The sequence below is a fragment of the Neobacillus solisequens genome (genome assembly GCF_051233465.1).
Classification (GTDB): Bacteria; Bacillota; Bacilli; order Bacillales; family Cytobacillaceae; genus Neobacillus.
The window spans coordinates 135,781-162,609 of record NZ_JBKFGJ010000010.1 but is presented as its reverse complement, the minus strand read 5'-3'; the positions used below and the strand labels follow the sequence as shown (position 1 = coordinate 162,609).

Here is a 26,829-nt window from a genome sequence, read left to right as displayed (position 1 = left end):
TTGAAAAAGGGGGAGCTTCAATTGGAGGCTAAAAAATTTAACGCAAATTCCGAAAGCGATTACACGTCGATTGTCCAGTCTTCTTCGTTTCAAAGACTTCTCTCCGAAAAGAAAAAATTCATCATGCCTTTAACCATCTTCTTTTTCTGTTTCTACTTTGCCTTACCGATCATGACATCCTACTCCACTGTGCTAAACAACAAATTTATTGGAAATATTTCATGGGCCTGGGTTTTTGCCTTTTTACAATTCGTAATGACTTGGGGGTTATGCACGCTTTACTCTAATAAAGCAGCAAAATTCGATAAATTAGCCAACCAAGTCATTCAAGAAAAGGAGGCTAATTCATGAATACTCCTGCATTTCTAATGTTTCTTGCCATTGTTTTTGTAACGTTAATCATCACTTATTTCGCTTCGAAAAAAACCAAAAATGCGAGCGAATTCTATACTGCAGGCGGTGGACTTACAGGCTGGCAAAACGGAATGGCGATTGCCGGTGATTATATGTCAGCTGCTTCTTTCCTTGGAATTGCTGGTGCAGTTGCCTTAACTGGATTCGATGGGTTCTTCTACAGCATCGGATTTCTCGTTGCTTATCTGGTTGTATTATATTTAGTAGCAGAACCACTTCGAAACCTAGGAAAATATACGTTTGCGGATATGATCGCAGCTCGGTTTAATGCTAAAAAAATTCGTGGGTTTGCGGCCATGAATACAATGGCAATCTCGATTTTTTACATGATTGCTCAGTTAGTTGGAGCAGGTGCACTTATAAAATTATTATTGGGATTGGAATATACTACCTCTGTTTTGATTGTTGGCGTGTTAATGACAATTTACGTTATCTTTGGTGGAATGCATGCGACAAGTTGGGTGCAAATCATTAAAGCTGTCCTGTTAATGGGTGGAACATTTGTCATCTCAATTATTGTATTTGCCAAATTTAATTTCAGTATAACCGATATGTTTGCTCAAATGAAAACGGCCACTCCCCTTAAGGAAGCTTTTTTAAATCCAGGAGTGAAATATAAGGACGGGCTCGATACCCTTTCCTTAAATATGGGGCTTGTGCTTGGTACGGCCGGCTTACCGCATATTCTTGTTCGATTCTTTACAGTAAAGGATGCAAAAACAGCCCGCTCTTCAGTTGTATATGCGACTTGGATTATCGGCTTATTCTATGTCATGACGATTTTCCTCGGCTTTGGTGCTGCAGCATTTGTTGGGAATGATAAGATTATTTCTGCCAACCCTGCAGGAAATATGGCTGCACCACTATTAGCGCAGGCCTTAGGAGGAAATATGCTGTTCGCTTTCATTTCGGCGGTAGCTTTTGCAACAATCCTTGCCGTTGTGGCTGGGCTAGTGTTAACCGCTGCCAGCGCCTTTGCCCATGACTTTTATAATGAAATCCTAAAAAAAGGAAAGGCCACAGAAAAGCAGCAGGTTTCGATGGCTCGTTATGCGGCAGTCGGAGTATCAATTATTTCGATCATTTTAGCTTTAGGAGCGCAAACACTTAACGTGGCATTTCTTGTTTCGCTTGCCTTCGCAGTAGCTGCGAGTGCCAACTTGCCAGTTATCATTTACACGATCTATTGGAAACGATTCAATACTACCGGTGCAATTTGGGCCATGGTTATAGGGCTTATTTCCGCTATTGGTTTGGTGCTAATCAGCCCGAACGTCTTCAGTCCGGAAGTTGGAAAAGCCATTTTTGTTGGGGAACCGCTATTCCCACTTACAACCCCTGGTATCATTTCTATTCCACTCGGATTTATCGCAGGCTATCTGGGAACCATCTTCTCCAGTGAAAAAGCCGATATAAGAAAATACGAGGAAGTACTAGTTAAATCCAATACCGGTATTAACCTAGGTAAATAAGGTTTTGCTTAAAAAAGGTGCTGTCTGGTGACAGGCACCTTTTTTAATTTGATTGATTCAGCCACTCTGTATCTGGCCGTTTTTTGGATTTTCCCCTTATTTTGTGGCTGATAAACCTCTTCTATCTGACCCTTTTTTGTTCTTTCCTTCTTTGTTGGTCAGATAGACAATTTTCTACCTCGCTAAGGATGATTTTTATCCATATATTCTTGCCAAACATAAACATAAAGGCTATAATGCTTTTAATACCAACTTAATCAATCGGAATTTATGGGTTTAAATGAAATCGGAGGGGTTTAAATGAAACAACACAGTTTTCTGATCATTCACGGATTGGGCGGAAGTGGAGCAGAACATTGGCAAACATGGCTTGCAGGTGCATTAAGAGAAAGTGGATATCATGTCAGTTATCCAACTTTCCCCGATTTTGACACACCTTTCTTATACGATTGGTTAGAAGAATTAGAGGCCGCGGTGAAATCCATCCCGGAAGGCAATCAGTTAATAGTTGTTACCCATAGTCTTGGATGCTTGCTTTGGACGCATTATGCAGCAAAACAAAATGAGCGGATTGCTCACCAAGCCATTCTTGTTGCACCACCTTCTCCAAGCAAAGTCATACCGGTCGCCAAGTCCTTTTACCCAGTTCCGCTAAATCAATACGATCTTTCAAAAGCTGCCGAAAATACTATATTTGTTCATTCCTCCAATGACCCTTATTGCAGCCTGGAAGATGCAAAAGCTTTTATCAATCTTGGACTACCATCCAAAATCCTGCCAAATGCAGGTCATATAAATATTCAATCCGGTCATGGAAAATGGCAGTGGATACTGGAAAAATGCCTATTAACTGTAGTGCAGACAGTAACCATTTAATAGCGTATTGTGAACATAAAAAAGGCTGCTGAGTCTATTCTCAACAGCCTACCTTTTAAAATGGTTCTTTAATATTATATTTTCGGAGAATACTCTCAATCTTTAATCCAGTACCCACACTGCCTTTAACCTTCACCTTGCCAGTCATTAAAGCCATGGTTCCACTTTGTTTCCCTAACAAAAACTTTTTGAAATTATCATATGACAATTGCATCGCAACATCCGGTTCTACTTCTACCCCTTCCTTGATGGTTAGTTTCCCATCCTTGAAAAAATGCTGGTAGGTTCCAGTGTCCTCACCGGTAACATCATACTGAACTACTGCCTCAAAGCCTTCCATTGGACCTGGATTTGCATTAAAAACTTCATCAATTCGCACCATTAATTCAGCTAAAGAATACTCGGAAACAGCCTTTGCCATTGATTCATTCCTCCTTGAGAAAACAAAGTCTATATATTTATGATACTAGTACGTATCCGTACATTGCAATAAAAATTTTTTGAACTTTTGGAAAAAGGTGCCTGTCACCATACTGGGATAGACACCTTAATATATTAGTATCACCAGCTTATGCCAATACCATCTCACGCAGTTTATTAGCTGCTTTAGTCATGGCTTTTAGTTTTTCAAAGGCAATTTCATCGCTGTTCATCGGGCGCTGGGCAAAGGTACCGAAGCCACAGTCAGGATTTAGGAAAATTTTTTCGTCAGGCAGATATTTTCTAATTTGCTGAACACGATCGACAATGATCTCGAAGCTTTCAATCTCTTCTGTACGTGGATTGACAATTCCAAACCCGAGTTCTTTGCCGCCAAATTCGCGGACTGCATCAAGTTCCCCAGCACGTGGAGTCGCATATTCTAGTATTAATTGATCTACTTGAACATTCGACAAGTATGGGATTAGCGGGTAGTAAGGTCCACGAAGCAGAACCTGCTCCTGTGTACTCCAATTGCCGCGACAAACATGCACTCCAATCCTTGTACCCCTTCCAAGCATTCCCTCTGTCACTTGATTCATCAGATCCAGCGCAAAGGCAATCTCTTGTTCGGCATCCGCTTTTGCCGTCAATGCCCCACACATAAAGGTCCTATTTGCATTTTTTTGGGTAAATACAAGTTCAGTTAAGACTGGCTCATCGAATTGGACAAACTCAACACCAGCAGCAATCAAATCCTCCAACTCTTCCCGCAACACTTTAATAATGTCAATCGCCAAATCCTCTTTTGTCGGATAGGCATCCTTTGACAGGCCTTCTACCCACATGGCCCTTGTCAATAAATAAGGACCTGGTAATGCAATTTTAACGGCTTTGTCCGTATGCTTTTTTAGAAATAAGTAATCGGACAACCCCAGCGGCTTTTTACGGCTGATTTTACCTACCACTGCTGGATTTGACATTGAAAATGCCGGTACATCCAATGTACCCAAAATTTCTTCAAAGCTTGCTTTATCCTCCACATATTCCAGCAACTCAGACACAGTAAGCATCCGGACATTATGTAAATGCTCCGCCACGAATGAAATGAAATTATCACGTCGCTGCTCACCGTCAGAGACGATATCAATGCCAGCCTCTTCCTGCCATTTTAAGCATTGAAGCACTGCCTCATCCGCAATTTTTTGAAATTCTTCCTCGCTGATCCTGCCAGCACGTTTATCACGCATAGCCCGCTTTACTTCATTTGAACGCGGCCAGCTGCCAATGACAGTCGTCGGAAATTTAGGTAACCCCATTACTTGTTTACCTCCTGTTAAAATACAATCGAAAATTTGATTTCAATTGGAATTGATTGCTTAAGAGTTTGATAGATTGGAGAACGTTCCAACGTCTTCTTCCAAATCTCCTCAAGTACTTCCTCCGACTCTGGCGAAGATACATAACAAGTCCCTGAAATTAGATTCAATTTCGGACTGCCTTCCTCATCCAATTCCAAATGGTACAAAACATTCTCTAAGCGGCCTTTTAACGAGATCTCAAGATGGTCAATCTCAAGATTTCTACGAGAGGCTTGTGCTTTATAACCCACTGTTAAACACGAACCCAGTGAACCCAACAAATAATCAATCGCGCTGGGTGCGGGTACTTTTGGGCTAAAATCAGCCGGCTGACCGACTGAAAAAGAATGATTTCGGGAATGTACTTTTGCAGTAAGATCCCGTTCACCCCGTACACGAACACTCCATTGGTAGCCCTTAGCGGCCTGCAAATCCTGTTCCAACTCCCTTTGATCCGAACCCTTCCGAATAAAATAGCGAGTGGTATTTTCGCCCGGTTCAGAACCTAGAAATCCGTGTTCAACCATACGGCACCAAGCCGGCAAGTCTTCCGCAACGGTTCTTTCCCTGCTGCGTACCTCCAAGACCTCACCAGGTGCTAATGGATCCATTGCTTTTTTTATAATCAGCAAAAGACCTGACCCACAATCCAAATCTCCGCCATCACATATTGCCTGAGGATTGTACATATGTTTCTCCTATATTAATAAGTTATAGAGGCTGCGCCTTGACTTAGGAACTCTACTAATTTTGCACCGCCGACAATGGTGGCACCTTCAATCAAATTTTCTTCATCCAAGCCACGTTTTTTAAAGCAAGGACTGCATACCCACAGTGTTCCACCAGCTTCCACAAACTGATCCATTAATTGTTTTAACGGAGCGAAGCCTTCCTCATGAATGTCATCAGCATATCCTTTAGAAGCAAGGTAAGCACCATCAACATTTAAAAATACAACTGTTTCCTGGCCTGATGCCACTGCTGCGTTTGCCACAACAAAACCAACTGTTGCTTTATCAGGATTGTTCACTGCATTTGTTAAACTCACTAAAAATTTCCCAGCCATTTATGATTCCTCCATATTTCATAGTAATATATGTAAAAGGCAGAATTAGCCTTTTTCAATAAAATAATGACTTACTTTGCCAAAATCTTGCCTCTCTACTAGATTATGCTGCTGCAAACGGCACCATGCGGGCAAGTCCTCTCTTGCCCCTGGATCATACGAAATAACTTTAATGATTTGTCCTTGATCCATTTTTTTCATTGTTAAAAATAAATTCATAATCAATTCTCCGCAACCTGTCGGACCCGCATCATAAAGCAACTCAAATGGACGTTCCATAGACAACTCCTTTTCAATGGAAAAATGTTAGAATCTTTTTAAATAAAGTGCACTATTTTATTATAAAAAACTGGTATGCTATTATAAATTCAATTTATCTATTTCACCAATCAATACAAATCGATTTTATAAATAGCTAAGGAGAACATTTATATGGATTTAGATTTGCACCAGCTTTTTGTGTTTACAAAAGTGGTGGAACATAAAAGCTTTTCTAAAGCGGCTGAGGATATTTTTTTAAGTCAGTCAACAGTGAGTTCTCATATTCATGGCTTGGAGAAATCACTCAATCTTCAGCTATTTGACCGAATCGGCCGAGAGATTATATTAACGCCACATGGTGAACGATTGTATCAATGGGCTCTGAAGCTGCTGCTTTTAAAGGATCAAGCCATCATGGATTTAAAACAAGGCCTGACTAAATTACGAGGGATGATTAGAATCGCTGCTAGTTCTGTTCCTGGAGAATTTATGCTGCCTAAAATGGTAAAAGAATTTCGGGAGCTTTATCCGGATATTATTTTTCATATTGATCAAGCCTCTTCGAAAAATGTTGCTGAAAAGGTATTAAACGGGTCTGTAGATCTCGGAATTTTAGGAGAGAAGTACGCTAATGAAAAGCTCTGCTATATTCCCATTTTTAAAGAAAAACTGGTTCTTGTCACTTCTAAGCAAGTTGACATTTCCGGCCCTGTCCAAATACAAGATATCCTTCATTTACCGTTTGTAATGAGAAGTTCGGATTCAGGCACAAATGCGATTCTTGAACGATTTTTAAAAAAGAAACACATTACAAAGGACCAGTTAAATATAATTGCCTATATTGAAGATGGGCAAAGTTTAATGCAATTCGTTGTGCAAGATGTCGCTATTTCTATTCTTTCGGAAATAGCAGCAAGAGAATACCAGCGGCTAAACATGTTAGAAATGCATGAAATCTGTGATTTTGATGATGAAAGATTTTTTTATCTCGTTTATAATGTTCAGAAAACCCAATCGATTTTTTCCAAATTATTTATTGATTATGCACCTGAACTGATAAAAAAATAAGCGGGCTTAAATGGCCCGCAAACTTCATTATGGTTTTAAAATTACTTTAATACAATCCTCCATTTTTGTATCAAATACCTCGTACCCATGTTTTGCCTCGCTTAATGGCAAGACATGGGTAATGATATCACCCGGGTCCAGTTTCCCCTTATTGATCATGTCATACAAAAACGGCATGTACGGAATAACCGGTGCCTGTCCAGTTTTCAAGTCAACGTTACGATTAAAAATATCTCCTAGTGGAAAAGCATTGTACCTGCCGCCATAAACTCCGGTTATTTGGATAGTGCCGCCTTTCCGAACTGCCTGACTAGCAATGACGATTGCTCCCATTGCCCCGCCGTGAAGTTTCATTCCGGAAGCCAGAAACTCAAGTGGGGTCATCTTCCCGTCCATTCCTACACAATCAATGACAATGTCAGCCCCGCCCTTGGTAATTTCCAATAGATAATCGCCAACGTTTTCGTGGTCTTCGAAATTCACAATTTCGACCTTATTGGTTCGTTTGGCATGCTGCAGACGGTAATTTACATAGTCCACAGCTATTACCCGCTTGGCTCCCTTTAGCCAAGCAAATTTCTGTGCTAATAGACCAACAGGCCCACATCCAAGAATAATTACCGTATCTCCATCTTTTACCCCTGCATGATCGACACTCCAATAAGCAGTTGGAGCAGCATCTGCCAATAAGGCTAGCTTTTCATCCGGCACTTCGCAATTATCAGGAATTTTAAACGGGGTAAAGTTTCCAAACGGAACGCGCATATATTCTGCTTGTCCTCCGGCATAGCCGCCAGTTGTTTCGGAATAGCCAAAGAAACCGGACCCCTGTCCATGCGGATTGCCGTTGTCACATTGGCTGGTCAAATCATGGGTGCAATACCAACAATGACCACAACTCACATTAAACGGAATAATCACCCGGTCTCCTTTTTTTAACTTTGTCACTTCAGGTCCAACTTCTTCAACAATTCCCATTGGTTCATGACCAATAACGAAATCCGTAGGCAAATTGGGAATCATTGCATGAATTAAATGTAAATCGGAGCCACAAATCGCAGAGGAGGTCACTTTGACTATAATATCATCCGAATTTTTTATGACTGGATCCTTTACCTCTCTTACCTCTACATTCTTAATACCTTGGTATGTAACTGCCTTCATCGCTGGACCCTCCTTTATTTATTTGGCGTCGCAAACATGCCAAGGCGGTCTGTATCACTTGGAAATAACTTCAATTCAGAAATTTGGATGGCTGTTTCAGCAGATTTTAAATCCACGGGGAATTGTTCCTTTAGATTATGCGGGTTCAGCCAGCCTTTTTTTATCATCAGGTTTGAAACTTCAGTATGCAGATCAATCGCTGATTCCATTTGTTTATGGAGCATCCTGCGTAGCTCTGGATTGGCCGTTTCCGTGATAGCAAATCCATAATTTCGAATTCCAGTTTTAATACCTAGCAAAAAGTCCATGGCAAAAGCGGAATCTGCCAAATTGGGCATTCCTTCTGCATTTCGCGGATCTAAATAATCCTCCATTTTTTCACCCCATTTATTGTAATAATTGGCTTTGCTTATAAAATTGAATCAACTCATTAAGATCTCGCTTTGATTGCAGAACATCTTTTTCCATGAGGGATTTCAATTCATTATCAAAACAAATTCCCATCATTAGTTTGGATTTTAATAAACAAACCGTCTTAAAATTAATCATTTCATGGGTTTCCATTGTTTCATGTGGTGCCAAACCTGTCATTTTGATACCCTCCTGAATAATTATCATAGTATTTTCCCCCCTAATGTTTTTCATTTATACAGAGTGTATAAAGAAGAGTTAATTTTGAAAGGATAACAAAGGAAAAATCACGTTCGAATGGGGGCAGCAGCAATGACAAAGCATTTGGCTCTTCATGAAACATTGGATCTTCATGAGTTGCTTGCTTTTAAAAATCTCTGTTTAACCAAGGCAGCAACAATGAGTAAACTGGCTCAAGATGTCGAATTGCAAACGATTCTGGCTGATGATGTAACGGTGGGAATTCAGCATATTCAGGAGCTACAAAAGTTTTTAACGGATCGGAGGGATAACGAGTGAATGGATTAATCCAAAACATCATGGGGATGGGTGGATTGACAGATCAGGTAATAGCGACTGACTTTCTGATTTCTGCAAAAGCAGCGGTAAGAAATTATGCAGTGGCCATTACCGAAACTACTACACCAGAATTAAAAGCAGCGTTACGGGAACAGATGAATACGGCGATTGCCACCCATGAGAAAATTATTAATTACATGATAGCTAAAGGATACTATCACCCGCATGATTTGAGTGAACAACTACAGCTGGATTTAAGCATATCAGAAACAGCTTTGAATCTTGCTCAGAAATGACAAAGGAGAACCCCCAGTAGAGTTCTCCTTTTATACTTGAATATTTTTTAATTGATTTTTATCAATTTTGCCCACATGGGTTTTCGGCAATTCTTCTAAAAACACAAATTGTTTTGGAATTTTGTATCTTCCCAACTTTACCTCACAATAGCTTATTAATTCCGCCTCCTTAATCGAACATGATGGCTTTAGCACAATGAAAGCCGTAACCATTTCCCCCCATTTGGGATCTGGTAAACCAATTACTGCAACCTCATCGATTGCTCTATGTGCGTTTAGCCATTGCTCAATCTCGAGTGGATAAACATTCTCTCCGCCTGTAATAATCATATCCTTTTTACGGCCAACGATATAATAAAAGCCCTGTTCGTCTTTTTTTCCCAGATCCCCCGTATGAATCCAGCCATCTTTCCACGTTTCCCGTGTGGCGCGGTCATTGTTCCAATACAACGAAAAAGAATGTTTTCCTTTTATTAAAATTTCTCCCACTTCATTTGATTCTGCCTCTACCCCATCCTGTTTGACAATTTTCACGGAATTAAATAACATCGATTTCCCCACTGAGCCTCGTTTCATTTTTGCCTGCTCCGGACTAATATAAAAATTATTCGGACCGGCTTCAGTTAACCCGTAGCCCTCCTTAAAAGCTAGACCTTTTTTTAGAAAGGCATCATAAACGGTTAATGGGCAAGGTGCCGCTCCGGATAAGAAAATTTTCATTGTTGGGAAGCTGCTTCTCTGAAATTCTTCTGTTTGGATGAGCATATGATACATCGTAGGAACTAAAAGAATGATTGTACAGCGATATCGATTGATAGAGTCCACCGCCTTTACCCCCGTAAATGCCCCCCCGATGACAACCGTACCGCCAATCATTAGAATGGGTATACTTAATGCATTCAATCCACCCGTATGGAACATTGGCATATAGTTAATAGTTACTTCATCTTCAGCTAACCCCCAGCTGATTATGGTATTCATAGCATTCCACAAGATAGATTGATGGCTTAAAACAACTCCTTTTGGTTTACCAGTTGTACCTCCCGTGTAAATCATCGCCAGCGGGTCGGCTTCATCAATATCATCTATAAAACCAGCAGTACCTTGAAATACAGCTATTTTTTCATATTCCTCATTGCCTATATAAAACGATTCTGGCACCTGTTTGGCCAATGGATGATATCGATCACGAAATTCCTGATGAATTCCAATCATTGCTGGTTCGCAATCCTCTATGATCTCCATGATTTCATGTATGGAAAGCCGCCAATTAAGCGGCACAAAAATTGCACCAATTTTTCCACAGGCAAAGAGTAAATCAAAATAACATAAATGGGAAGGAGCAAGCAAGGCTACCCGATCCCCTTTGTTTACGCCATTATGCTTTAGCCAACCGGCAACGGACCGAGCCCGATTATTTAACTCTGCAAATGTCCAAGCTTTATTTGTCACTTCCTCTATAATGGCCTTCTTGTTTGGGGATAATCTTGCTCGATTTTCAAGCCAATCCAGTTCCCACATCACCGAACAATCGCTCCTTCACTAGTAGATGGAATTATCTTACTTGCTGTTAGTTACAGAGAAGTTACATACCTATTTCCATAAAAAAAGCGACCACCATGGGCCGCTCTTGATTACATCATAATTCCACCATCAACATGCAAAACGGTTCCGTTTATATAATTTGCTTCATCAGAAGCGAGGAATAGATAGGCATTCGCAATATCCTCCGGCTTACCTAAACGGGCAAGCGGCACCATTTGTTTCATTTGATTAAGGATTTTCTCAGGAACTTTGGCGGTCATTCCAGTTTCAATGAATCCGGGAGCAACCGCGTTAACCGTAATCCCCTTACGCCCGAGTTCTTTTGCCCATGTCTTTGTCATCCCGACCACACCAGCTTTAGTGGCAGCGTAGTTGGTTTGCCCAACATTTCCATAAACTCCAGATACTGACGATGTATTGATGATTCTTCCTTTTCCCTTTGCGATCATGGAAGGCAGAACAGCCTGAGTGCAGTGAAATACCCCCGTTAAATTAACATCCAAGACAGTTTGAAAATCCTCTGCTGTTAGCTTTGCCAGCATGGCATCTCGGGTTATTCCGGCATTATTTATGAGAATTTCAATATCACCGTATTGATCAATTACTTGTTCAATCATAGAATCTACACTTTGGCGATCAGAAACATTCACCTGGAAAAAACGAACCTCATATCCCTGTTCACGAAGTTCACTTGCACGCTCTTCCCCTTGTTCTTTATTGAAATCAGCCATGGCTACCTTTGCTCCTTCACGGGCAAAGATCTCAGCAGCCTTCAAACCTATCCCATTAGCTGCGCCCGTAATAATGGCCACTTTCTCTTGTAGTCTCATACTTGTACCTCACGATCCAAAAATTGCTCCATCGCATTTAATAATTGCGGCAGGTCATCTACTAAAGCTGAATGTCCGCAGTTTTTTAATTCAACCACTTTTGCTTTCTTCCCTAAATCCGCAATCAATTCGTTCGTCATTTCCCTTATCACAACCATATCCCGCTCACCAAAGAGAACTAATACAGGCACATGGATAGCATCTACTTTCCCGTTACCTTCAACTAAACCATTAGACAGGTGGCTGATATTAAACGTATTTAAGGCATGATAAACCTCGGCCAGATTACGCTGTGTCCGCATATCCTGAACATATTCCTCATAACGGTCAGGCTCCGGCTGATTATGTGTATAAATCACCGAATTCCAAATTAGTTTTAACATGGCGACATCATTGGTGTCATAAGCGGTTTGAATAGGAATGGTCCGCATAAGGTCTTGCTTAATTTCCTCATGCATTGTCAATCTGCGTGGCACTTCATTTTCCGTCAATTTCCCATCCAGCGGATATCCTCTAGTTGATGCGGAAGCAAGTAATATCAGCTTATTACAATAACCGGGATAATCAGCAACAAATTGCATTCCAACTGCACCACCAGTTGACCATCCGGCGATCGCGAAATTCGATAATCCAATTTGATCAACAAACAGCTTAATGTCATCTGAAAAATCTTTAATAGACATAATTAGTTGATGGTAGCTTGAACGTCCAAAACCTCTTAAATCAACGGCATATACTTTAAATTTATCATCCATGTTTTCGATTACCAGGTCCCAATGCTTAGAAGAGGTCATATTTCCATGAACTAATAATACCTTTATGTCTCCGCCTTCTCTTTCTTGATAGGCCAAAGTTTCCCCATTTGGTAAAAGTACTTCCTTCATGATCACTTCACTCATACTATTCACCCTGCCCCCATTTAATCGTTGTGGCTCCCCAAGCGTAGCCGATTCCGGCACTGACAAAAACAATAACATCGCCTTCCTTTATTTTCCCTTTTTCTAATGCCAACTCTAAAGATAATATTTGATCCATTTGACCAATATGGCCGAAATCCTCCAGATAAATCGATTGTTCCTCTACCAAACCTAATTGGGCTAGTACATAATCATGTGCCGAACGCTTCATATGCAGCATCGCTAAATAGGAGATCTCTTTCTCAGAAAATCCACTTTTTCGTAAGGATTTCCGAATCACCTTTAAAAAATTACCCATCGACTTTTGCTCCAACCGCTGCTTCATTCCAACAGGATCAAGGACGTCCAGTGTATTTAGCCGTCTGTCAAGTGCTTCATGAGTGATTGGATGCTTGGTCCCACCGGCAACAACCACAACATCTTCTGAAAAAGACCCATCCGTAATGAGCTCGGTTTCTAGCAGCAGATTTTTTTGATAATCCTTTCTCAATAAAATGGCACCGCCACCGGCACCAAGATTATACATAAATCTTGTTCTCTGATTCTTGTAATCAATGAAATCAACATTCCGATAGCCGCCCGCAAGCAGGACCGTTTGAATATTCGGATCAGCTATCATCATATTTTTAGCCACTTTTAAGGCCATCACCGTTGTACTGCAGCGAAGGGCAACATCAAAGGCCCAAGCACGATAGGCCCCTAGCGCCTCCTGAAGCTTAATTCCAGCCGTCCAAAGAGGATATTCCTTGTGTTCCTCCCCAATATAGATCACCAGATCAATCTCTAAGGGGTCGATGCCCGCTTTTTCAATTGCCCTTTGGGCCGCAATCCTTCCCATTTCACATGTATGATCATCTGATCCGGGAATATGTTTTTTCTTAATTCCCATTTTCCCTTCGACAATCCCAACTGGAAGACCTGCTAGTTCTGCAATTTCTTTCCCAGTCATCACGCCTTTTGGTAAATAAGTTCCGGTGCTGAGTATACCAATTTGCAACCATCACAACCTCCTCTATGAATCTTCTGCTATTTTTTTCATAAAAGTCATCGCCTCATCGATAGACTCAAATAGCGTTTCCCTTTCCGCTTGGACATGTGTTACCTTTATTCGCCATTGCTTGTTCCCAGTTTTCTTCTCCACAGCAGCTACTTGAAAGCGGACAACGAAAGAAGCAATTTGTTTTGTGTTCATTTGTCCCTCCTTTTAGCTCGCAGCCTTTTGCTCTTTTTTAACTGCAAGGCTTTTCTTGCGTTTCCAGGTTATTTTCTTTAGCGTTCCGACAATGCCCTGCGGAAAGAACATGACGACTAAGATATAAATAATCCCAAAGAATATAATCCATCGCTCGAAAATCCAATGCTCCTTTGCCAGCCCGGTTAACCAGTGATGCGAGAATTCAATAATTCCCGCTCCAATAATGGCTCCAATCAGTGTTCCCACACCGCCAATAATCGTCATCAAAAGGGCATCTAAGGTAATGTCCATGGAAAAAACACTCGTGTTGACGTATCGGAGGGAAATCGCATATAAAATTCCGGCAATCCCGGCTAGAATACCAGAAACAACACTAGCGGTAATTTTATAATGGAGAACGTGAAAACCAAGCGACTCTGTCCTTTGTTCGTTTTCTCTTATTGCCTGCAGCACACGTCCTAACGGAGAATTAGTAAATCGTTTTAAAGCAAAGAAAACAACGGCCATGAGGATAAGGCACAGAAGATAAAAGTTAGTACGATCAATAAAAAGTTCCGGAACTCTGAAGGTAAACCCATCATTTCCGAAGGTTAAGCTCCGCCATTTTTCTGCAAGGACTATAAATAAACCAGATAACGATAGTGTTAACATGGCGTAGAAGTGGCTTTTCAAACGTAAAGTTAACAAACCTACAAGAAAACTGACGGCAGCCGTTAAGATTACCGTTGTGAGAACCGCCCACAAAAAGTAGACCATTTCCGGCTCAAACCGTTTCATAAAAATTCCAAATGAATAGGCGCCAATCCCAAAGTACATCGCGTGACCAAACGAAACAATACCTGTGAAGCCGATTAGCAAGTCATAACTCATGGCAAACACTGAAAATACAAACACTTGGGTCAATAGGATCAATAGGTTTCTAGATTCATAAACATAGGGTAATAGGAAAAGGAACACAATAAGAATAATAAAAATACCATTCCATCTTTTATCGGCAAATCTTCTCATTTCCCTCACCCCTTTGCACTAAACAGGCCTTGTGGCCGAATAATTAAGACGACAGCCATCAACATCATATTGACCGCCAATGATAAATCCGGGACATAGTAAGCCATAAACGCCCCAGAAAGTCCTACTAAAATAGCTGCCAATACAGATCCCTTAAAGTTTCCCATTCCGCCAATAACTACAACGATAAAGGCTAATATCGCAAATTCCATTCCCATTCCTGCATGGATCACCCCGGAATATGGGCCAAGCAACATACCGCCAAGTGCGGCCATCCCAGCGCCAATCATAAAGACAAACATAAAGACTCTTTGGATATTAATGCCAAGTGCCTGAACCATTTCCTTATTCATAACACCAGCTTGAACAACGAGTCCGATTTTTGTTTTTTTTAGCATAAATTGCACACTGGAAAAGATTAGCAGGCCTATTAAAATAATAAACACACGATATTTAATAATATTGATATCCCCAATCTCCCAGCTTCCCTTCAAATAGCTTGGGGGTGCTGCAGTTATCTGGTTTGGACCCCAAATAACCTTTAGCATTTCTGACAAGACCATCATGAGTCCCAGGGTAATTAAAATCTGCTGAACATGGTTCCCATAAACTGGTTTTATCACCCATTTCTCCATCATGACCCCTAGAATAAACCCAGTTATAATAGCCCCGATAATTCCGATGATAAAGCTGCCTGTCTTCGAATAAATCCAAAGACCACTGTATGCTCCCCAGGCGAATAACCCGCCGTGGGCAAAATTTAATACATCCATTAAGCCGAAAATGAGAGTTAGGCCGGCGGCCAATAAAAAAATCAGCATGCCCGTTGCCAAGCCATTTAATGCTAAATTCATAAACAAGTCCAAGGAAGCTTTCCTCCTCTCCTAGGCAATTCCCAAATATTTTCGTTTCATTTCTTCATCTTCCTTTAATTGCTTCATCGTTCCATGGTTTACCGTTCTGCCATCATCAATGATGTAGAAACAATCACCAATTGTACTTGCCATCATAAAATTCTGTTCTATCAATACGATTGTGGTTTGGTCCTTCATTTGGAGGATGGACTCCATTACTTTCTCGACTACAATCGGTGCTAGTCCTTTACTTGGCTCATCAATTAACAGCAGCTCATTTTCATTTACACAGGCTCTGGCAATTGATAACATTTGCTTTTGCCCACCACTGAGCAGGCCACCTGGTTTTTTCCAAAACTTTTTTAAATCCGGAAATAACTTTAATATCCACTCCATTCGCTTAACCGTTTCCTGATTCTCCTTCTGAATTGCCACCTTCATATTCTCTTCAACAGTCAATCCGGCAAAGATTCCTTGATCCTCGGGAACATATCCAATTCCCTTTTTGGCAATGCTATAGGTTGGCAGCGCATGAATGGGTTCTCCTTTAAAAACGACACTTCCACTAGAAGCTGGATTTAAGCCCATAATCGTTCTTAATGTAGTTGTTTTTCCCGCACCATTTCTTCCAAGCAAAACCGTTACTTCGCCCTGTTTTACTTCGAAGGATACCCCTTGAAGAATATGGTATTGTCCAATATGAGTCTCGATCTCGTTAAGCTTCAATAGGCTACTCATAATGCCCTCCTAAATAAGCAGACTGGACGGTTTCATTCTTCATGATCTCCTCCGGTGTTCCATCCGCTAATAACCTTCCATTAAATAACACCATGACCGAATCCGATAGATCCAATATCATATCCATTTTGTGCTCAATTAAGATTATGGCCCGATTCCCTTGGTTCTTGATCCGCTTAATTACTTTTAGAATCGCTGGTACTTCCTCAAGGGACATGCCAGCGGTTGGCTCATCTAATAATAGAACCTCTGTCTCCAATGCCAAAAGCATCGCCATTTCGAGTTTTCGTTTTTCCCCGTGGGCCAGATTACTGGCAAGAGAATCTTTTTTTTCCTCCAAAAGCACAAGGCGGAGCCATTCTAGTGCTTTTTTTTCAAAATCCCGATATTTTTTATAATGGAATAGCATCTGATAACGGACTCCTGCTCGTGATTGAACGGCTAATCTCACATTCTCAAGCACGGTTAAATTTGGAAAAACATTGGTGATTTGAAAGGAGCGGCCAATCCCGGCTCTCGTTCGTTTGGTTGGTGAAAAAGCGGTAATGTCCTTTCCTCTATAAAAAATCTTTCCCTTTGTCGGCTGTAATTGACCACTCAAAAGATTAAAGAATGTTGTTTTACCTGCCCCATTCGGACCTATGATCGACTTAAAATGCTTTTCAGGAACAGAAATATTAACAGAATCTACTGCTGTATGACCGCCAAAAGTAATCGACAGATCATTAGTTTCAATTAATGTTGCCATTCGTTCACCACCTTGTGTTTAAAAATAAGGAAGGGGCTAGCCATAGCGTACCAAGTAACCCCTTCACCATTATTACTTTTTATTGCGAATCGGAGGTGCCGTTTCCTCCGGAGTTAATTCCCTAATCAATACAGGCACTGGATAAGAAACGCCCTCTTTTTTCTCGAGTTTAATCGCGTATAAGGGTTGTAATGCCTGATGATCCTCCGGACGATAGGTCATTTTTCCTTTCGGCGTATCAAAACTCATCCCTTCCATCGTCTCAATAAGTTTATCTGCATCTGTGTCTCCATTTGTTTTCTTTAATGCTTCTACAATTGAAATCGCTGCGCTCATTCCACCTGGAGTAAATAAATCCGGAACCTCACCGTTATATTTTTTCTTATGTTGCTCTACAAGCCAGTCATTGATTTTATTTTTAGGCAGATCGTGATAATACACAGTGAACCCTTCCATCCCAACAAGTGGTTCCATGGTTGATAGTGCAGCAATATCCGGGGCTCCCGTTGAAATTTTGATTCCTTTTTCCTGAACCTTCATATCGCCAATTTGCTTCCATGGAGAGTTAGCTCCAGCCCAAACCACGAATAGGTAATCCGGCTTGGCATCAATAATTTTTTGGATATTGGACGTGAAATCTGTTGCGGTCGGATCCGCATATTCTTCTTTGACAATTTGTGCCCCCAGCTTTTTGGCAGCTTCTTTAAAGGCAGCTACTCCATCACGACCAAAAGAATAATCAGGAGCAAGTGTTGCAATCTTTACACCTTTTTTCGCAATGGCGGCCGCTCCGGCCATGGCATCTTGAGATGAATTACGTGCTGAATGGAACATATACTTATTAAACTCTGAGCCTGTAATACTATCAGCAGCGGCTGGTTCTACCACCATAATTTTTTGATATTCCTCAGCGAGCGGCAAGACAGCCAATGTATCCGCAGAGCTTGACGATCCTACTAGGAAATCCACATTATCTTCTTCTAGTAGTTTGGTTGCCTTTTGCACAGCAACTTCCGGCTTTGTTTCAGTATCTTCTACGATAAACTCGATCTTTCTTCCGGCTACTTCCATCTTTCCATCTGTCGCATACTCAAGCCCTAGTTCAAATCCTCTTAATGTTTGCTTTCCGTAAGACTCTAAAGCTCCTGTTTTAGAAGCAAGAACGCCAATTTTAACTGGATCTTTTTTTCCTGCTTTGCCCCCTGACTCTGTTGAAGATTTATCAGAGCTGCATGCGCTTGCAAAAAGCATCGTAAAAATAAGGAAACCTAATAATGCCCACTTTCTCCTCACATTTCTTCCCCCTTAACTTTTTGTAGTCTTTGGTCATGCTTGAATTCAGAATAAATAAGAGCAGTTGCAAAAAAGTTACAAAAAAAAACAGCCCTTAATCTAAGGCTGCTTCGGAGAATATTGGAGTTGTTCCGAATCAATAATCATTTCGTACATATGCTTTGTTGGCTCTAGTGGAGTCACACCTAGTTCCTCTTCTAAAACCTCTAAACACTTTTGGTACCATTTCATGGCTTGCGGCCGATTATTTTTCCGATAATAACAATACATCATTAATCGGTAGGCTTCCTCCCATGTTTGATCCCTTGCTAAAATTTGCTCACACCAATAAATGGACTTATCATAATTCTCCCTGCGAACCATAATTTGTGCCATTTTTTCAGCCCCGCGTAAAAAATAGACCATCAAGCTTTCGCGTTTCCCAATGCACCAATCATCATATCGCCGATCTGGCAAATAATCCCCATAATATAAGCGCAAACCCTTCTCTAGGTACTCGATGGCCTTATCATGATCCAATTCATTAAGACCTATTTGAAGCCATTCCTGGAACTTGACCATATCCAATTCAACGACTGCCAGTGGATTCATGCCATAAAAACCGCCATTTCGGATAATGAAAAAGGGATCGGTTCTCGCCTTTCGTCCAGGCTCCAATACATGATGGAGACTGTTTAATGCTACTTTAAAATCCCGATCAGCACTTTTTTTATCTTGATTTGGCCACAGAATCCCTAGGATCTGTTCTTTGGCTAAAGGCTCATACTTCGTCACCAATAATTGAAAAATTTCCTTTGCCTTTTCACGCTGCCAGTCCTTATCGCCAATTTCTTTATCGCCAATCCAGATTTTGAATTGGCCAAGGGTCTGAACGCGAATGGAGTAGCCAGGATGCGAATCTAACGTTGTGATTCCCATCTCTTCAAGTGTTTTTGCCGCAAAATTGTTCTGAATACCTAGTTTAAGCGATTCCAAGAGAAGTGGAGCAAACACTTGTAAATCGTTTGGGCTGAACACGGAGCGTTTATGGAAAAAGAAATCATACTCATGTAATTGAACCAAACTTAAAAAAGGTTGAATGGCTTCCTTAAATAAATCTTGCTTTTTCTCAAGAAAATAGAGGTATGATCGCCAAAACTTCGTCAGCATCTGTCCATAGGAATCCTCACATTTTTCAAATAACTCGTCTGCTTGCTCTAAAAAAACAAGTGCTTTTGCATAGCGTTCATTATAAACACAAGCGATTCCCATACAAAGAATGATCAGGGCAGAAAGCCAAACATCATGAGCCTTTTCCGTTTCCTGCAAGGCCTTTCTACCTGCCACCATGGCCCGTCCAAATTCACCCTTTTTGCCATATAGGATACACAGCCCCATTAACGGTTCTGCTTTCCCACGGTCAATGTGAAGCTCCTCCATAATTTCCAAAGCTGTTTGATAACATTTTTCCGCTAATTCAATCTCATATTTATTTAATATTTGAACGGCATGCCCCATCCGAATCCAACCGCATGCCTCTACAAAAGGGGCCTTCAAACTATTCCCTTGCTGAATTCCTGCCTGTGCAAGCTTTTTTGCATTTTCCCCTTCCCCCGTAAAAGCTTCAATTAACGCTAATAATAAATCCGTCTCCCGATGAGCTTGTGGCAAAGACATCAGCTCAACCATTTTTATTTCTTCCTTTTTCAAATAAAGCAGATTCTTTGCTTTTTCAAAGCGCCCCGTCCTTAAATATAGCCTTGCTTCCAAATTACTATCAAAACTGGAGATATTTAATTTTTTTGCCTTCTCCAGCCACTTTTCTGCTTTTTTTGCCTTACCGGAATTAAGAAGGTTTTCAGATAATAACTCATACAACTTACCGTTCTCTTCTATCAAACCCGAGCATCTTTCACGATATTGAATGGCCTCATATAAAAGCTTTTCAGCATGAAACGGCTGGATTGTGTCTAAATAGATCATTGCTTTTCCTTCTAGCGCTTTACTCATTCCCAAATGGTCCTGCCTCTTTTGAGCCCCTGAGAATGCTTTATCGTAGCACATTTCTGCTTCATGATATTGGGAACGATAGCGATAAACCTCTGCCGTTAATAACCAGAGTACATAATATCTCTCCATCTCCGTATCAGGAATCATCTTCAATAAATCCATTAGACTTTCAAGCATCCCGCCACCTAGCATACCAAAACCTTTTTCTTGTAAAATAGCAGCCATCGCCCTTACATGCTTAATTTTTTTATAATGATATAGCGCCTTTTCCCATAACTCTTCTTTTTCATAATACCGAGCACATTTTTCATGAAATACAGCATATTGGCCAGGATGATTTTTTTGGAAACTATCTTCTAAAAATTCTTTAAATAAGGCATGGTAACGGTAGTGGTTGGGGCCTATTTTTTGAATAAATAAATTCCGATCCTTTAATTGCTCAAGCATGCCGCCTGCTGCCTGTATTCCGGTCACTTCGGCACACAGTTTCTCCTCTATTTCCTCAAAAATGGCAGTCTGTTCCAAGAATTGCTGAATGATGGGCGGTTGTTTTGAAAACACTTCCATAACTAAGTATTGAAAAAAGTCTTGTAGGGATTGGGATGAATGCTCAAACAAATCAGAAATGTCATTTTTTAGGGGAAGCTGCTGGGCAATCATACACAAGGCAATAACCCAACCTTCTGACATTTTATAAATCATTTGTAATTGATTGGGGGCCAGTTCTAATCCGTAAAGATCGGTTAACAATAATTCCATTTCCTCGATGTTTAGGATTAAATCCTCTCTTGAGATCTCTAAAAGTCGACTCGTAACCTTCATTTTAGTCAGCAACTTCCAAACTGGGCGGCTCCTGCTAGATATAACAAGATGTAAATTGTCAGGCATATGCTCCAATACATTCTCCATCCAGGCATTGATCGTATAGGACTGTTCAATTTGATGAAAATCATCCAATATCAAAGTAATTTCATGGTTAGTTTCAAGGACTTCGTTAATAAACAAGGAAGATAATAGACTTATCTCTTCATTGCGAATAAAGCGGTCCATTGTTTCAATATAGTTCAATAGCTCTGTACCAAAATCAGGGGCCATCCTTCGAATCGAATGGATCATATGAGAGAGGAACGGCAGAATATCATCATCCAATGATGAAATCGAATACCAGCTGCAGTCCATGCCTTCATCCTTAATAAACAAGGCAAGAGCTGTACTTTTTCCATAGCCTGCAGCACAATGAATAATCGTTAAAGGATATTTAGAAATGCCCTTTAATTTTTGCGTAAGCTTTGCCCTTCGAATTAAATCATCTTTGACAGTTGGGATACGGAGCTTTGTCTGAATGATCGGAAGCTTCATTGAATCTGGCCTCCTAAAATAAATTTTCACAATTTTTACATTATTTTACCACACATTTGGCTCCTTGTCCGAGAAATATCCCAGTGTTCTATTCCTCATACATCATTTTCCGCGTCATGCCCCCATCAACGATGAGGTTAATACCTGTTACAAAGTCATTTTCCTTTGCGGTCAGATAGAGGCATGCTCTGGCAATATCACTTGGTCGCCCGACCCGTTTGGATAAATGTTGTTCATGATCAATTGGAGTTAGTTTTTCGTAATCCCCTGTATGAATCCACCCTGGAGATATTGCATTTACCGTAATCCTGTCATCGCTTAAAGAAGCAGCGAGCGCATGGGTGATCGCAACAATTCCTCCTTTTGAAGCAGCATAGCTTTCGGAATTTGGCTCTGACATCAGGGCCCTTGTAGAAGCAATATTTACGATTGAGCCGCCTTGAGCATGATCGCGCATAATTTTGGCCGCTTCTCTTGAACAAAGAAATACACTTCGTAAATTGGTGTTGATCACATCGTCCCATTGCTCGATGGTTAACTCATAAAAAGGAGTGAACTCACTTTTACCCGCATTATTAATTAGTGTATCTACCGTTCCGTATGTATGTTTTGCTGTAGCAAAAAGGGTGATAATATCTGTCTCAGATCTGACGTCTGTTTTGATAAAAATGGCCTCTCCCCCCTGTTCTTTGATGCTTTGCACCAGATTTTGTCCGGCCACGGCATCCATATCAGCAAGAACCACTTTGCCTCCTTGTTCAGCATAAGCTTGGGCAACACCTTTCCCAATGCCATTTGCTGCACCGGTTACAACGATTACTTTATTTAAAATACTCATTTTGGTTCGCTCCCTTTCCATTGTCTCTAATCATACATACCCCTACTCTAACAAAAATTCTCCAGTTATAAATACAGTAATTCCTGAAAAAACTAAATTAATTAATTTTACAAGGAGGATTTTAATGATTGAAACTTGCTTTTATTGTTCAGATGAAATTGAGGATACAAAGTTTCATCATGTTTCCTTTATTTCTGCAAATCAGGAAAGAGATGAAACCCTTTGTGAGGAATGTTATAAGGAGTGGCTTCATGGGATTAAAGGGTAAAGGAAAGGGCAGCTATGCAAGCTGCCCCATTTCTATTTTACAAATTTTTCTGCCTCAACAACCCGACTACCTTCGTAATCAATTTGCAAAAGCTTCACTGTCATTTCGGGATAATGGATTTGTAATCCATCTGCCAAACGTTTTCCGCTGCCTTTTTCAATGAAACTAATCATGGTCGGCCCAGCACCGCTTAATGCTACCCCAAAAGCTCCATTTGATTTAGCAGTAAATTCTATGTCTTCATAGAAAGGAATCAGCGGCTTACGATAGGGTTGGTGGAACGAATCCTGTTGCATCATCTTTCCTGCCAACTCCCAGTCTCCCTTTAACAAAGCGGCGACTAAGAGGTTTGCTGTTGAAGATGCTTGGATGGCATCTTTACGTGAGAATGTCTCAGGTAGCACACCTCGTGAATCCTTGGTCAATAACGTTTCCTTTGGAATGACCACAGCAATTTCTATCGGAAGATTGGTGAATGACAGCATATCTACTCTATTTTGTACATAACAGCCAATCACAAGACCACCAAATACTGAAGCCCCGACATTATCAGGATGTCCTTCCATCTCAGTAGCTAAAAACAGCTTATCTTGTTTGGTTAATCCTAACTCTCCAATTAAATCAGCAAGCTCAATCCCTGCTACAATTGCAGATGCACTAGAACCCAAACCCCTAGCCAACGGAATTTCACTTTCCATTTTCACCTTGCATGGTGCTAAGACTTTCCCGAACTTCTTAGCAATTTGAATGGCTACCTGTGCGATAAAATGTTGCTCATCAGTTGGTAGATCCTTTAACTCATTTGAATCAGAGGTGAAGAACCAGTGATCGCTTTTTTCAACCTCTAAGGTTAAATATAAGTTTAAGGCCATTCCAATGGAATCAAATCCAGGGCCCAAATTGGCCGTACTGGCCGGCACCTTGATGATGAACCGATTATTTTGAGGCATGAAGGACAACCCCTTGAATATGGTCCTTCACTGCCTGTTCATCATTTGCCAATTGAGTTGGTTTAACAAGGCTATTGTTTATAGCTGTATCCGGATCCTTAAGACCATTACCGGTAAGAACCGCTACAATTTTCGATCCTTTGGCAATTTTTCCAGACTGAATACTTTTATAAACCCCTGCAATAGAAGCACATGATGCCGGTTCAGCAAATACACCCTCTGATGATGCAAGCTTTTTGTAAGCTGCCAAAATTTCTTCGTCTGTTACTTCATCAAACTGACCATCCGATTCTTGGACAGCGGCAACTGCCAAATCCCAACTTGCAGGATTTCCGATTCGAATTGCAGTCGCAATCGTTTCTGGATTTTCAAATACCCTGTTATGGACAAGAGCAGCTGCACCCGCTGCTTCAAATCCAAACATGCGAGGCAAGCCTGTACCTTTTTTCTCGGCAAATTCTTTAAAACCTTTCCAATAGGCACTGATATTACCGGCATTTCCTACGGGGATTGCTAAAATATCAGGGGCAAAACCCAATTGGTCGCAAACTTCAAATGCGGCTGTTTTTTGCCCTTCAAGACGATACGGGTTAACCGAGTTAACAAGGGTAATAGGCTCCGTTTCACTGATGTTCCGAACCATTTGCAATGCCTGATCAAAATTGCCCTCGATAGAGATAATTTCAGCCCCGTACATCATCGCTTGAGCTAGTTTCCCCATAGCAATTTTTCCTTCAGGGATGACGATAATACAATTAATACCGGCACGTGCAGCATAGGCTGCCGCTGCAGCTGACGTGTTTCCAGTGGAAGCACAAATAATCGTCTTGCTTCCCTCTTCCAAGGCCTTGGCTACAGCCATGACCATTCCTCTGTCTTTAAAAGACCCGGTTGGATTCGTTCCTTCCGTTTTTACATAAAGCTCCACTCCCCATTCTTCAGAAAGGCGTTTGAGTTTAATTAACGGAGTATTCCCTTCGTTTAATGTTAACTTTGGAGTTGCTTCACTAATTGGTAAATATTCTTTATACGCTTCTAATAATCCTTGCCATCTCATAATGATTTCCTCACCACTCTATATGCACTTTTTATTTCTTTTACTGCAGTTAAATCATTTAATTCTTGTAGAATTTGATCATAATTAGTTAGTGAAGCATGATGGGTCACTAACACAATTTCAGATGTTTCATGTTTCTTAATTGGCAATTGTAGAATTTTTTCAAAGCTGACGCCATGTTTTGCAAAAATGGATGTAATATCTGCAAATACCCCAACCTCATCCTGAACATGGATGCGAAGGAAATACTTGGAATACTTTTCACAGTCATCCTTTAATTGTTTAGGATACTGCGGAGTTACTGCACTTTTTCCATTCACACCTAGTCTTAGGTTTTTTATGACAGCAACTAAGTCCGAGACAATGGCTGTTGCGGTTGGCAGACTTCCTGCCCCAGGTCCATAAAACATCGTTTCTCCCACTGCTTCCCCATACACATAAACAGCATTATACTCATTTTGTACAGAGGCTAACGGATGGTTATCTGAAAGGAATGTAGGGGCAACACTGACTTCCACCTTTTCCCCTTCCCGGTGGGCATAACCAATCAACTTCAGCGTATAACCTAATTGTTTTCCATAACGGATATCTTCATCCGTGACCTTTGATATTCCTTGTACCTTTACATCTTCTAAATCAATGTGCATGGAAAAACCCAAGGTAGCTAAAATCGTCATTTTCCGTGCAGCATCTAATCCTTCGACATCAGATGTTGGATCGGCTTCGGCGAAGCCAAGCTGCTGTGCTTCCTTCAGAACTTCTTCATAGGAGCACCCATCATTACTCATTTTCGTTAAAATGAAGTTGGTTGTACCATTTACAATCCCCATCATCTGCGTAACTCGGTCAGAAGCCAGACCATCGACTAAACCTCTTAAAATTGGAATTCCGCCCGCCACACTCGCCTCATAGAATAAATCGCAGCCATGCTCGGAAGCAACTGTCAACAGCTCTGAGCCATGTAATGCCATCAAATCCTTATTGGCTGTTACCACGTGTTTCCCTTGACGCAATGCCGTAATTAAATAATCTTTCGTATCCTGCACGCCGCCCATTACCTCGATGACGACATTGATTTCTTTATCAAATAGAATCTCATCAGCATTATTTGTCAAAAGTCCAGGATCGATTTCCACCGGTCTGGGCTTTTGTACATCTTGAACAAGAATTTTTTTTATGACAACCGGACAACCGACTTGATGCATGAGTTTGTCCTGGTGATTTTTTATAATTTGAACTACACCCGAACCAACCGTGCCTAATCCTAACAACCCAATCGATATGGCCTTCACCTGTTACCCCTCCGCTCTGTCTACCTGCAGTGAACAAATGTATTTCTGTTGTAGACATTATATGATTCTATTCATTTTTTTACAATAGATATGTTTTCATTGTTTTACATTGTAATCGCTTACTACCTAGTTAAATCAAGATTCCTATTTTTTTAAAAATTTTTCGAAAAATTTTTTTACTTTATCTCTTTACAATCTTGAAGTTTTCCATGTAGAATAGTGCCTATATTTAATGTGATTTTTGAAATTTCAATTTATTCGCGTTATTCTATATATGATAAACAGTAATGATGAAGACGGCAATAAGGAATGGCCTCAGAGAGCCGGTGGTCGCTGCGAACCGGTGCCAGGTCTTATCAAGCCAGCCCTTCTGAACTGGCAGCTGAAACGCTTGAAGTAGGCATGCCCGGGTAAAACCGTTATGTAACTGAGGCTGCAGGTATCTTTATGCAGCAAAAGAGGGTGGCACCACGTTAATCCACGTCCCTCATAACATGACTATTAGTCTGTTATGGGGGACGTTTTGTTTTTATACATTACTTTTCTCATAATCTTCAAGGCGAAAAATAGAAAGGATGGATGCAAATGTCACTTACATTTTTAAAAAGTGAAAATAACAA

Annotated in this window: 30 protein-coding genes and 1 other annotated feature; of the genes, 7 read left to right on the top strand and 23 right to left on the bottom strand. The window is 40.8% G+C overall.

Going from position 1 to position 26,829, the window contains the following annotated elements:
- The first annotated feature begins 21 nt into the window (after positions 1-21).
- The 3 genes from ACI3K6_RS11470 (at position 22) to ACI3K6_RS11460 (ending at position 2,762) form a co-directional block, all read left to right on the top strand.
- Positions 22-351, top strand: coding sequence for a DUF485 domain-containing protein (locus tag ACI3K6_RS11470; RefSeq protein WP_435554929.1), 330 nt, complete (start codon positions 22-24; stop codon positions 349-351).
- The gene (locus ACI3K6_RS11465; protein ID WP_435554928.1) at positions 348-1,886 is read left to right on the top strand and encodes a solute symporter family protein; all 1,539 of its coding nucleotides are present in this window, start codon (positions 348-350) and stop codon (positions 1,884-1,886) included. Before ACI3K6_RS11470 ends, ACI3K6_RS11465 begins: the two co-directional genes overlap by 4 nt.
- 300 nt (positions 1,887-2,186) lie before the next feature.
- Positions 2,187-2,762: an RBBP9/YdeN family alpha/beta hydrolase gene (locus tag ACI3K6_RS11460; protein WP_435554927.1), complete on the top strand. Its 576-nt coding sequence runs from the start codon at positions 2,187-2,189 to the stop codon at positions 2,760-2,762.
- A gap of 55 nt (positions 2,763-2,817) precedes the next feature.
- Here ACI3K6_RS11460 and ACI3K6_RS11455 read toward each other — a convergent pair whose 3' ends face one another.
- The 5 genes from ACI3K6_RS11455 to ACI3K6_RS11435 all read right to left on the bottom strand — a co-directional run bounded on the left by ACI3K6_RS11455 (position 2,818) and on the right by ACI3K6_RS11435 (position 5,888).
- Positions 2,818-3,183 (bottom strand): SCP2 sterol-binding domain-containing protein, encoded by a 366-nt coding sequence (locus ACI3K6_RS11455; RefSeq protein WP_435554926.1) that lies wholly within the window; start codon positions 3,181-3,183, stop codon positions 2,818-2,820.
- 148 nt (positions 3,184-3,331) lie between these two features.
- Entirely contained in the window at positions 3,332-4,501 is a 1,170-nt protein-coding gene (locus ACI3K6_RS11450) for a vitamin-B12 independent methionine synthase (RefSeq protein ID WP_435554925.1), read from the bottom strand.
- A gap of 17 nt (positions 4,502-4,518) precedes the next feature.
- Positions 4,519-5,232 carry a sulfurtransferase TusA family protein gene (locus tag ACI3K6_RS11445; RefSeq protein WP_435554924.1) on the bottom strand — a complete coding sequence of 238 codons (714 nt, stop codon included), beginning with the start codon at positions 5,230-5,232 and terminating at the stop codon, positions 4,519-4,521.
- Between the two features lie 14 nt (positions 5,233-5,246).
- Positions 5,247-5,609 carry a DsrE family protein gene (locus ACI3K6_RS11440; protein ID WP_435554923.1) on the bottom strand — a complete coding sequence of 121 codons (363 nt, stop codon included), beginning with the start codon at positions 5,607-5,609 and terminating at the stop codon, positions 5,247-5,249.
- Between the two features lie 45 nt (positions 5,610-5,654).
- Entirely contained in the window at positions 5,655-5,888 is a 234-nt protein-coding gene (locus tag ACI3K6_RS11435; RefSeq protein WP_435554922.1) for a sulfurtransferase TusA family protein, read from the bottom strand.
- A gap of 153 nt (positions 5,889-6,041) precedes the next feature.
- On the opposite strand from ACI3K6_RS11435, the gene ACI3K6_RS11430 reads away from it, so the two are divergent.
- Positions 6,042-6,938, top strand: coding sequence for a selenium metabolism-associated LysR family transcriptional regulator (locus ACI3K6_RS11430; RefSeq protein ID WP_435554921.1), 897 nt, complete (start codon positions 6,042-6,044; stop codon positions 6,936-6,938).
- 27 nt (positions 6,939-6,965) lie between these two features.
- Here ACI3K6_RS11430 and ACI3K6_RS11425 read toward each other — a convergent pair whose 3' ends face one another.
- From ACI3K6_RS11425 to ACI3K6_RS11415, 3 genes are read right to left on the bottom strand one after another with little or no spacing between them, the layout of a single operon-like run.
- Complete coding sequence (locus tag ACI3K6_RS11425) at positions 6,966-8,102, bottom strand: zinc-dependent alcohol dehydrogenase (protein WP_435554920.1); 1,137 nt, start codon at positions 8,100-8,102, stop codon at positions 6,966-6,968.
- A 14-nt stretch (positions 8,103-8,116) separates the two neighbouring features.
- Positions 8,117-8,476 (bottom strand): spore coat protein, encoded by a 360-nt coding sequence (locus tag ACI3K6_RS11420; protein ID WP_435554919.1) that lies wholly within the window; start codon positions 8,474-8,476, stop codon positions 8,117-8,119.
- Positions 8,477-8,489: 13 nt separating this feature from the next.
- On the bottom strand, positions 8,490-8,720 hold the full coding sequence (locus ACI3K6_RS11415) for a spore coat protein (protein WP_335478546.1): 231 nt from the start codon (positions 8,718-8,720) through the stop codon (positions 8,490-8,492).
- Between the two features lie 105 nt (positions 8,721-8,825).
- Between ACI3K6_RS11415 and ACI3K6_RS11410 the strand changes: the two genes are divergently transcribed.
- Together ACI3K6_RS11410 and ACI3K6_RS11405 are read left to right on the top strand one after the other, a co-directional pair.
- On the top strand, positions 8,826-9,032 hold the full coding sequence (locus tag ACI3K6_RS11410; RefSeq protein ID WP_335478544.1) for a hypothetical protein: 207 nt from the start codon (positions 8,826-8,828) through the stop codon (positions 9,030-9,032).
- Positions 9,029-9,328, top strand: coding sequence for a spore coat protein (locus ACI3K6_RS11405; protein WP_435554918.1), 300 nt, complete (start codon positions 9,029-9,031; stop codon positions 9,326-9,328). Before ACI3K6_RS11410 ends, ACI3K6_RS11405 begins: the two co-directional genes overlap by 4 nt.
- Before the next feature lie 30 nt (positions 9,329-9,358).
- Here the strand turns inward: ACI3K6_RS11405 and ACI3K6_RS11400 are convergent, their stop codons facing one another.
- From ACI3K6_RS11400 to ACI3K6_RS11345, 12 genes are all read right to left on the bottom strand, one after another.
- Positions 9,359-10,852, bottom strand: a complete 1,494-nt coding sequence (locus tag ACI3K6_RS11400; protein ID WP_435554917.1) for an acyl-CoA synthetase — start codon at positions 10,850-10,852, stop codon at positions 9,359-9,361.
- Positions 10,853-10,962: 110 nt separating this feature from the next.
- Entirely contained in the window at positions 10,963-11,703 is a 741-nt protein-coding gene (fabG, locus tag ACI3K6_RS11395; RefSeq protein WP_435554916.1) for a 3-oxoacyl-ACP reductase FabG, read from the bottom strand.
- A complete protein-coding gene (gene phaZ / locus ACI3K6_RS11390; RefSeq protein ID WP_435554915.1) occupies positions 11,700-12,602 on the bottom strand; it encodes an intracellular short-chain-length polyhydroxyalkanoate depolymerase in 903 nt (300 codons plus the stop codon). Before phaZ ends, fabG begins: the two co-directional genes overlap by 4 nt.
- Before the next feature lies 1 nt (position 12,603).
- Complete coding sequence (locus ACI3K6_RS11385; RefSeq protein WP_435554914.1) at positions 12,604-13,617, bottom strand: 3-oxoacyl-ACP synthase; 1,014 nt, start codon at positions 13,615-13,617, stop codon at positions 12,604-12,606.
- Positions 13,618-13,632: 15 nt separating this feature from the next.
- Positions 13,633-13,812 (bottom strand): hypothetical protein, encoded by a 180-nt coding sequence (locus ACI3K6_RS11380; protein WP_335478530.1) that lies wholly within the window; start codon positions 13,810-13,812, stop codon positions 13,633-13,635.
- 12 nt (positions 13,813-13,824) lie between these two features.
- Entirely contained in the window at positions 13,825-14,823 is a 999-nt protein-coding gene (locus ACI3K6_RS11375) for a branched-chain amino acid ABC transporter permease (RefSeq protein ID WP_435554913.1), read from the bottom strand.
- A gap of 5 nt (positions 14,824-14,828) precedes the next feature.
- Positions 14,829-15,689 carry a branched-chain amino acid ABC transporter permease gene (locus tag ACI3K6_RS11370; RefSeq protein ID WP_335478525.1) on the bottom strand — a complete coding sequence of 287 codons (861 nt, stop codon included), beginning with the start codon at positions 15,687-15,689 and terminating at the stop codon, positions 14,829-14,831.
- Positions 15,690-15,707: 18 nt separating this feature from the next.
- A complete protein-coding gene (locus ACI3K6_RS11365) occupies positions 15,708-16,415 on the bottom strand; it encodes an ABC transporter ATP-binding protein (RefSeq protein WP_435554912.1) in 708 nt (235 codons plus the stop codon).
- Positions 16,408-17,163 (bottom strand): ABC transporter ATP-binding protein, encoded by a 756-nt coding sequence (locus ACI3K6_RS11360; protein ID WP_435554911.1) that lies wholly within the window; start codon positions 17,161-17,163, stop codon positions 16,408-16,410. Before ACI3K6_RS11360 ends, ACI3K6_RS11365 begins: the two co-directional genes overlap by 8 nt.
- 72 nt (positions 17,164-17,235) lie before the next feature.
- Positions 17,236-18,414: a substrate-binding domain-containing protein gene (locus tag ACI3K6_RS11355; protein ID WP_435554938.1), complete on the bottom strand. Its 1,179-nt coding sequence runs from the start codon at positions 18,412-18,414 to the stop codon at positions 17,236-17,238.
- Between the two features lie 141 nt (positions 18,415-18,555).
- On the bottom strand, positions 18,556-21,804 hold the full coding sequence (locus ACI3K6_RS11350) for a winged helix-turn-helix domain-containing protein (RefSeq protein ID WP_435554910.1): 3,249 nt from the start codon (positions 21,802-21,804) through the stop codon (positions 18,556-18,558).
- 88 nt (positions 21,805-21,892) lie between these two features.
- Entirely contained in the window at positions 21,893-22,642 is a 750-nt protein-coding gene (locus ACI3K6_RS11345) for a glucose 1-dehydrogenase (protein ID WP_435554909.1), read from the bottom strand.
- Between the two features lie 124 nt (positions 22,643-22,766).
- On the opposite strand from ACI3K6_RS11345, the gene ACI3K6_RS11340 reads away from it, so the two are divergent.
- A complete protein-coding gene (locus tag ACI3K6_RS11340; protein ID WP_335478513.1) occupies positions 22,767-22,910 on the top strand; it encodes a hypothetical protein in 144 nt (47 codons plus the stop codon).
- Positions 22,911-22,942: 32 nt separating this feature from the next.
- Here ACI3K6_RS11340 and thrB read toward each other — a convergent pair whose 3' ends face one another.
- From thrB to ACI3K6_RS11325, 3 genes are read right to left on the bottom strand one after another with little or no spacing between them, the layout of a single operon-like run.
- Positions 22,943-23,860, bottom strand: a complete 918-nt coding sequence (gene thrB, locus ACI3K6_RS11335; protein WP_435554908.1) for a homoserine kinase — start codon at positions 23,858-23,860, stop codon at positions 22,943-22,945.
- Positions 23,847-24,917 carry a threonine synthase gene (gene thrC / locus ACI3K6_RS11330; protein ID WP_435554907.1) on the bottom strand — a complete coding sequence of 357 codons (1,071 nt, stop codon included), beginning with the start codon at positions 24,915-24,917 and terminating at the stop codon, positions 23,847-23,849. The genes thrB and thrC overlap by 14 nt, the downstream gene beginning before the upstream one ends.
- A complete protein-coding gene (locus ACI3K6_RS11325) occupies positions 24,914-26,209 on the bottom strand; it encodes a homoserine dehydrogenase (protein WP_435554906.1) in 1,296 nt (431 codons plus the stop codon). The genes thrC and ACI3K6_RS11325 overlap by 4 nt, the downstream gene beginning before the upstream one ends.
- A 278-nt stretch (positions 26,210-26,487) precedes the next feature.
- Positions 26,488-26,700 (top strand) — a binding site (T-box leader).
- The last annotated feature ends 129 nt before the right edge of the window (positions 26,701-26,829 follow it).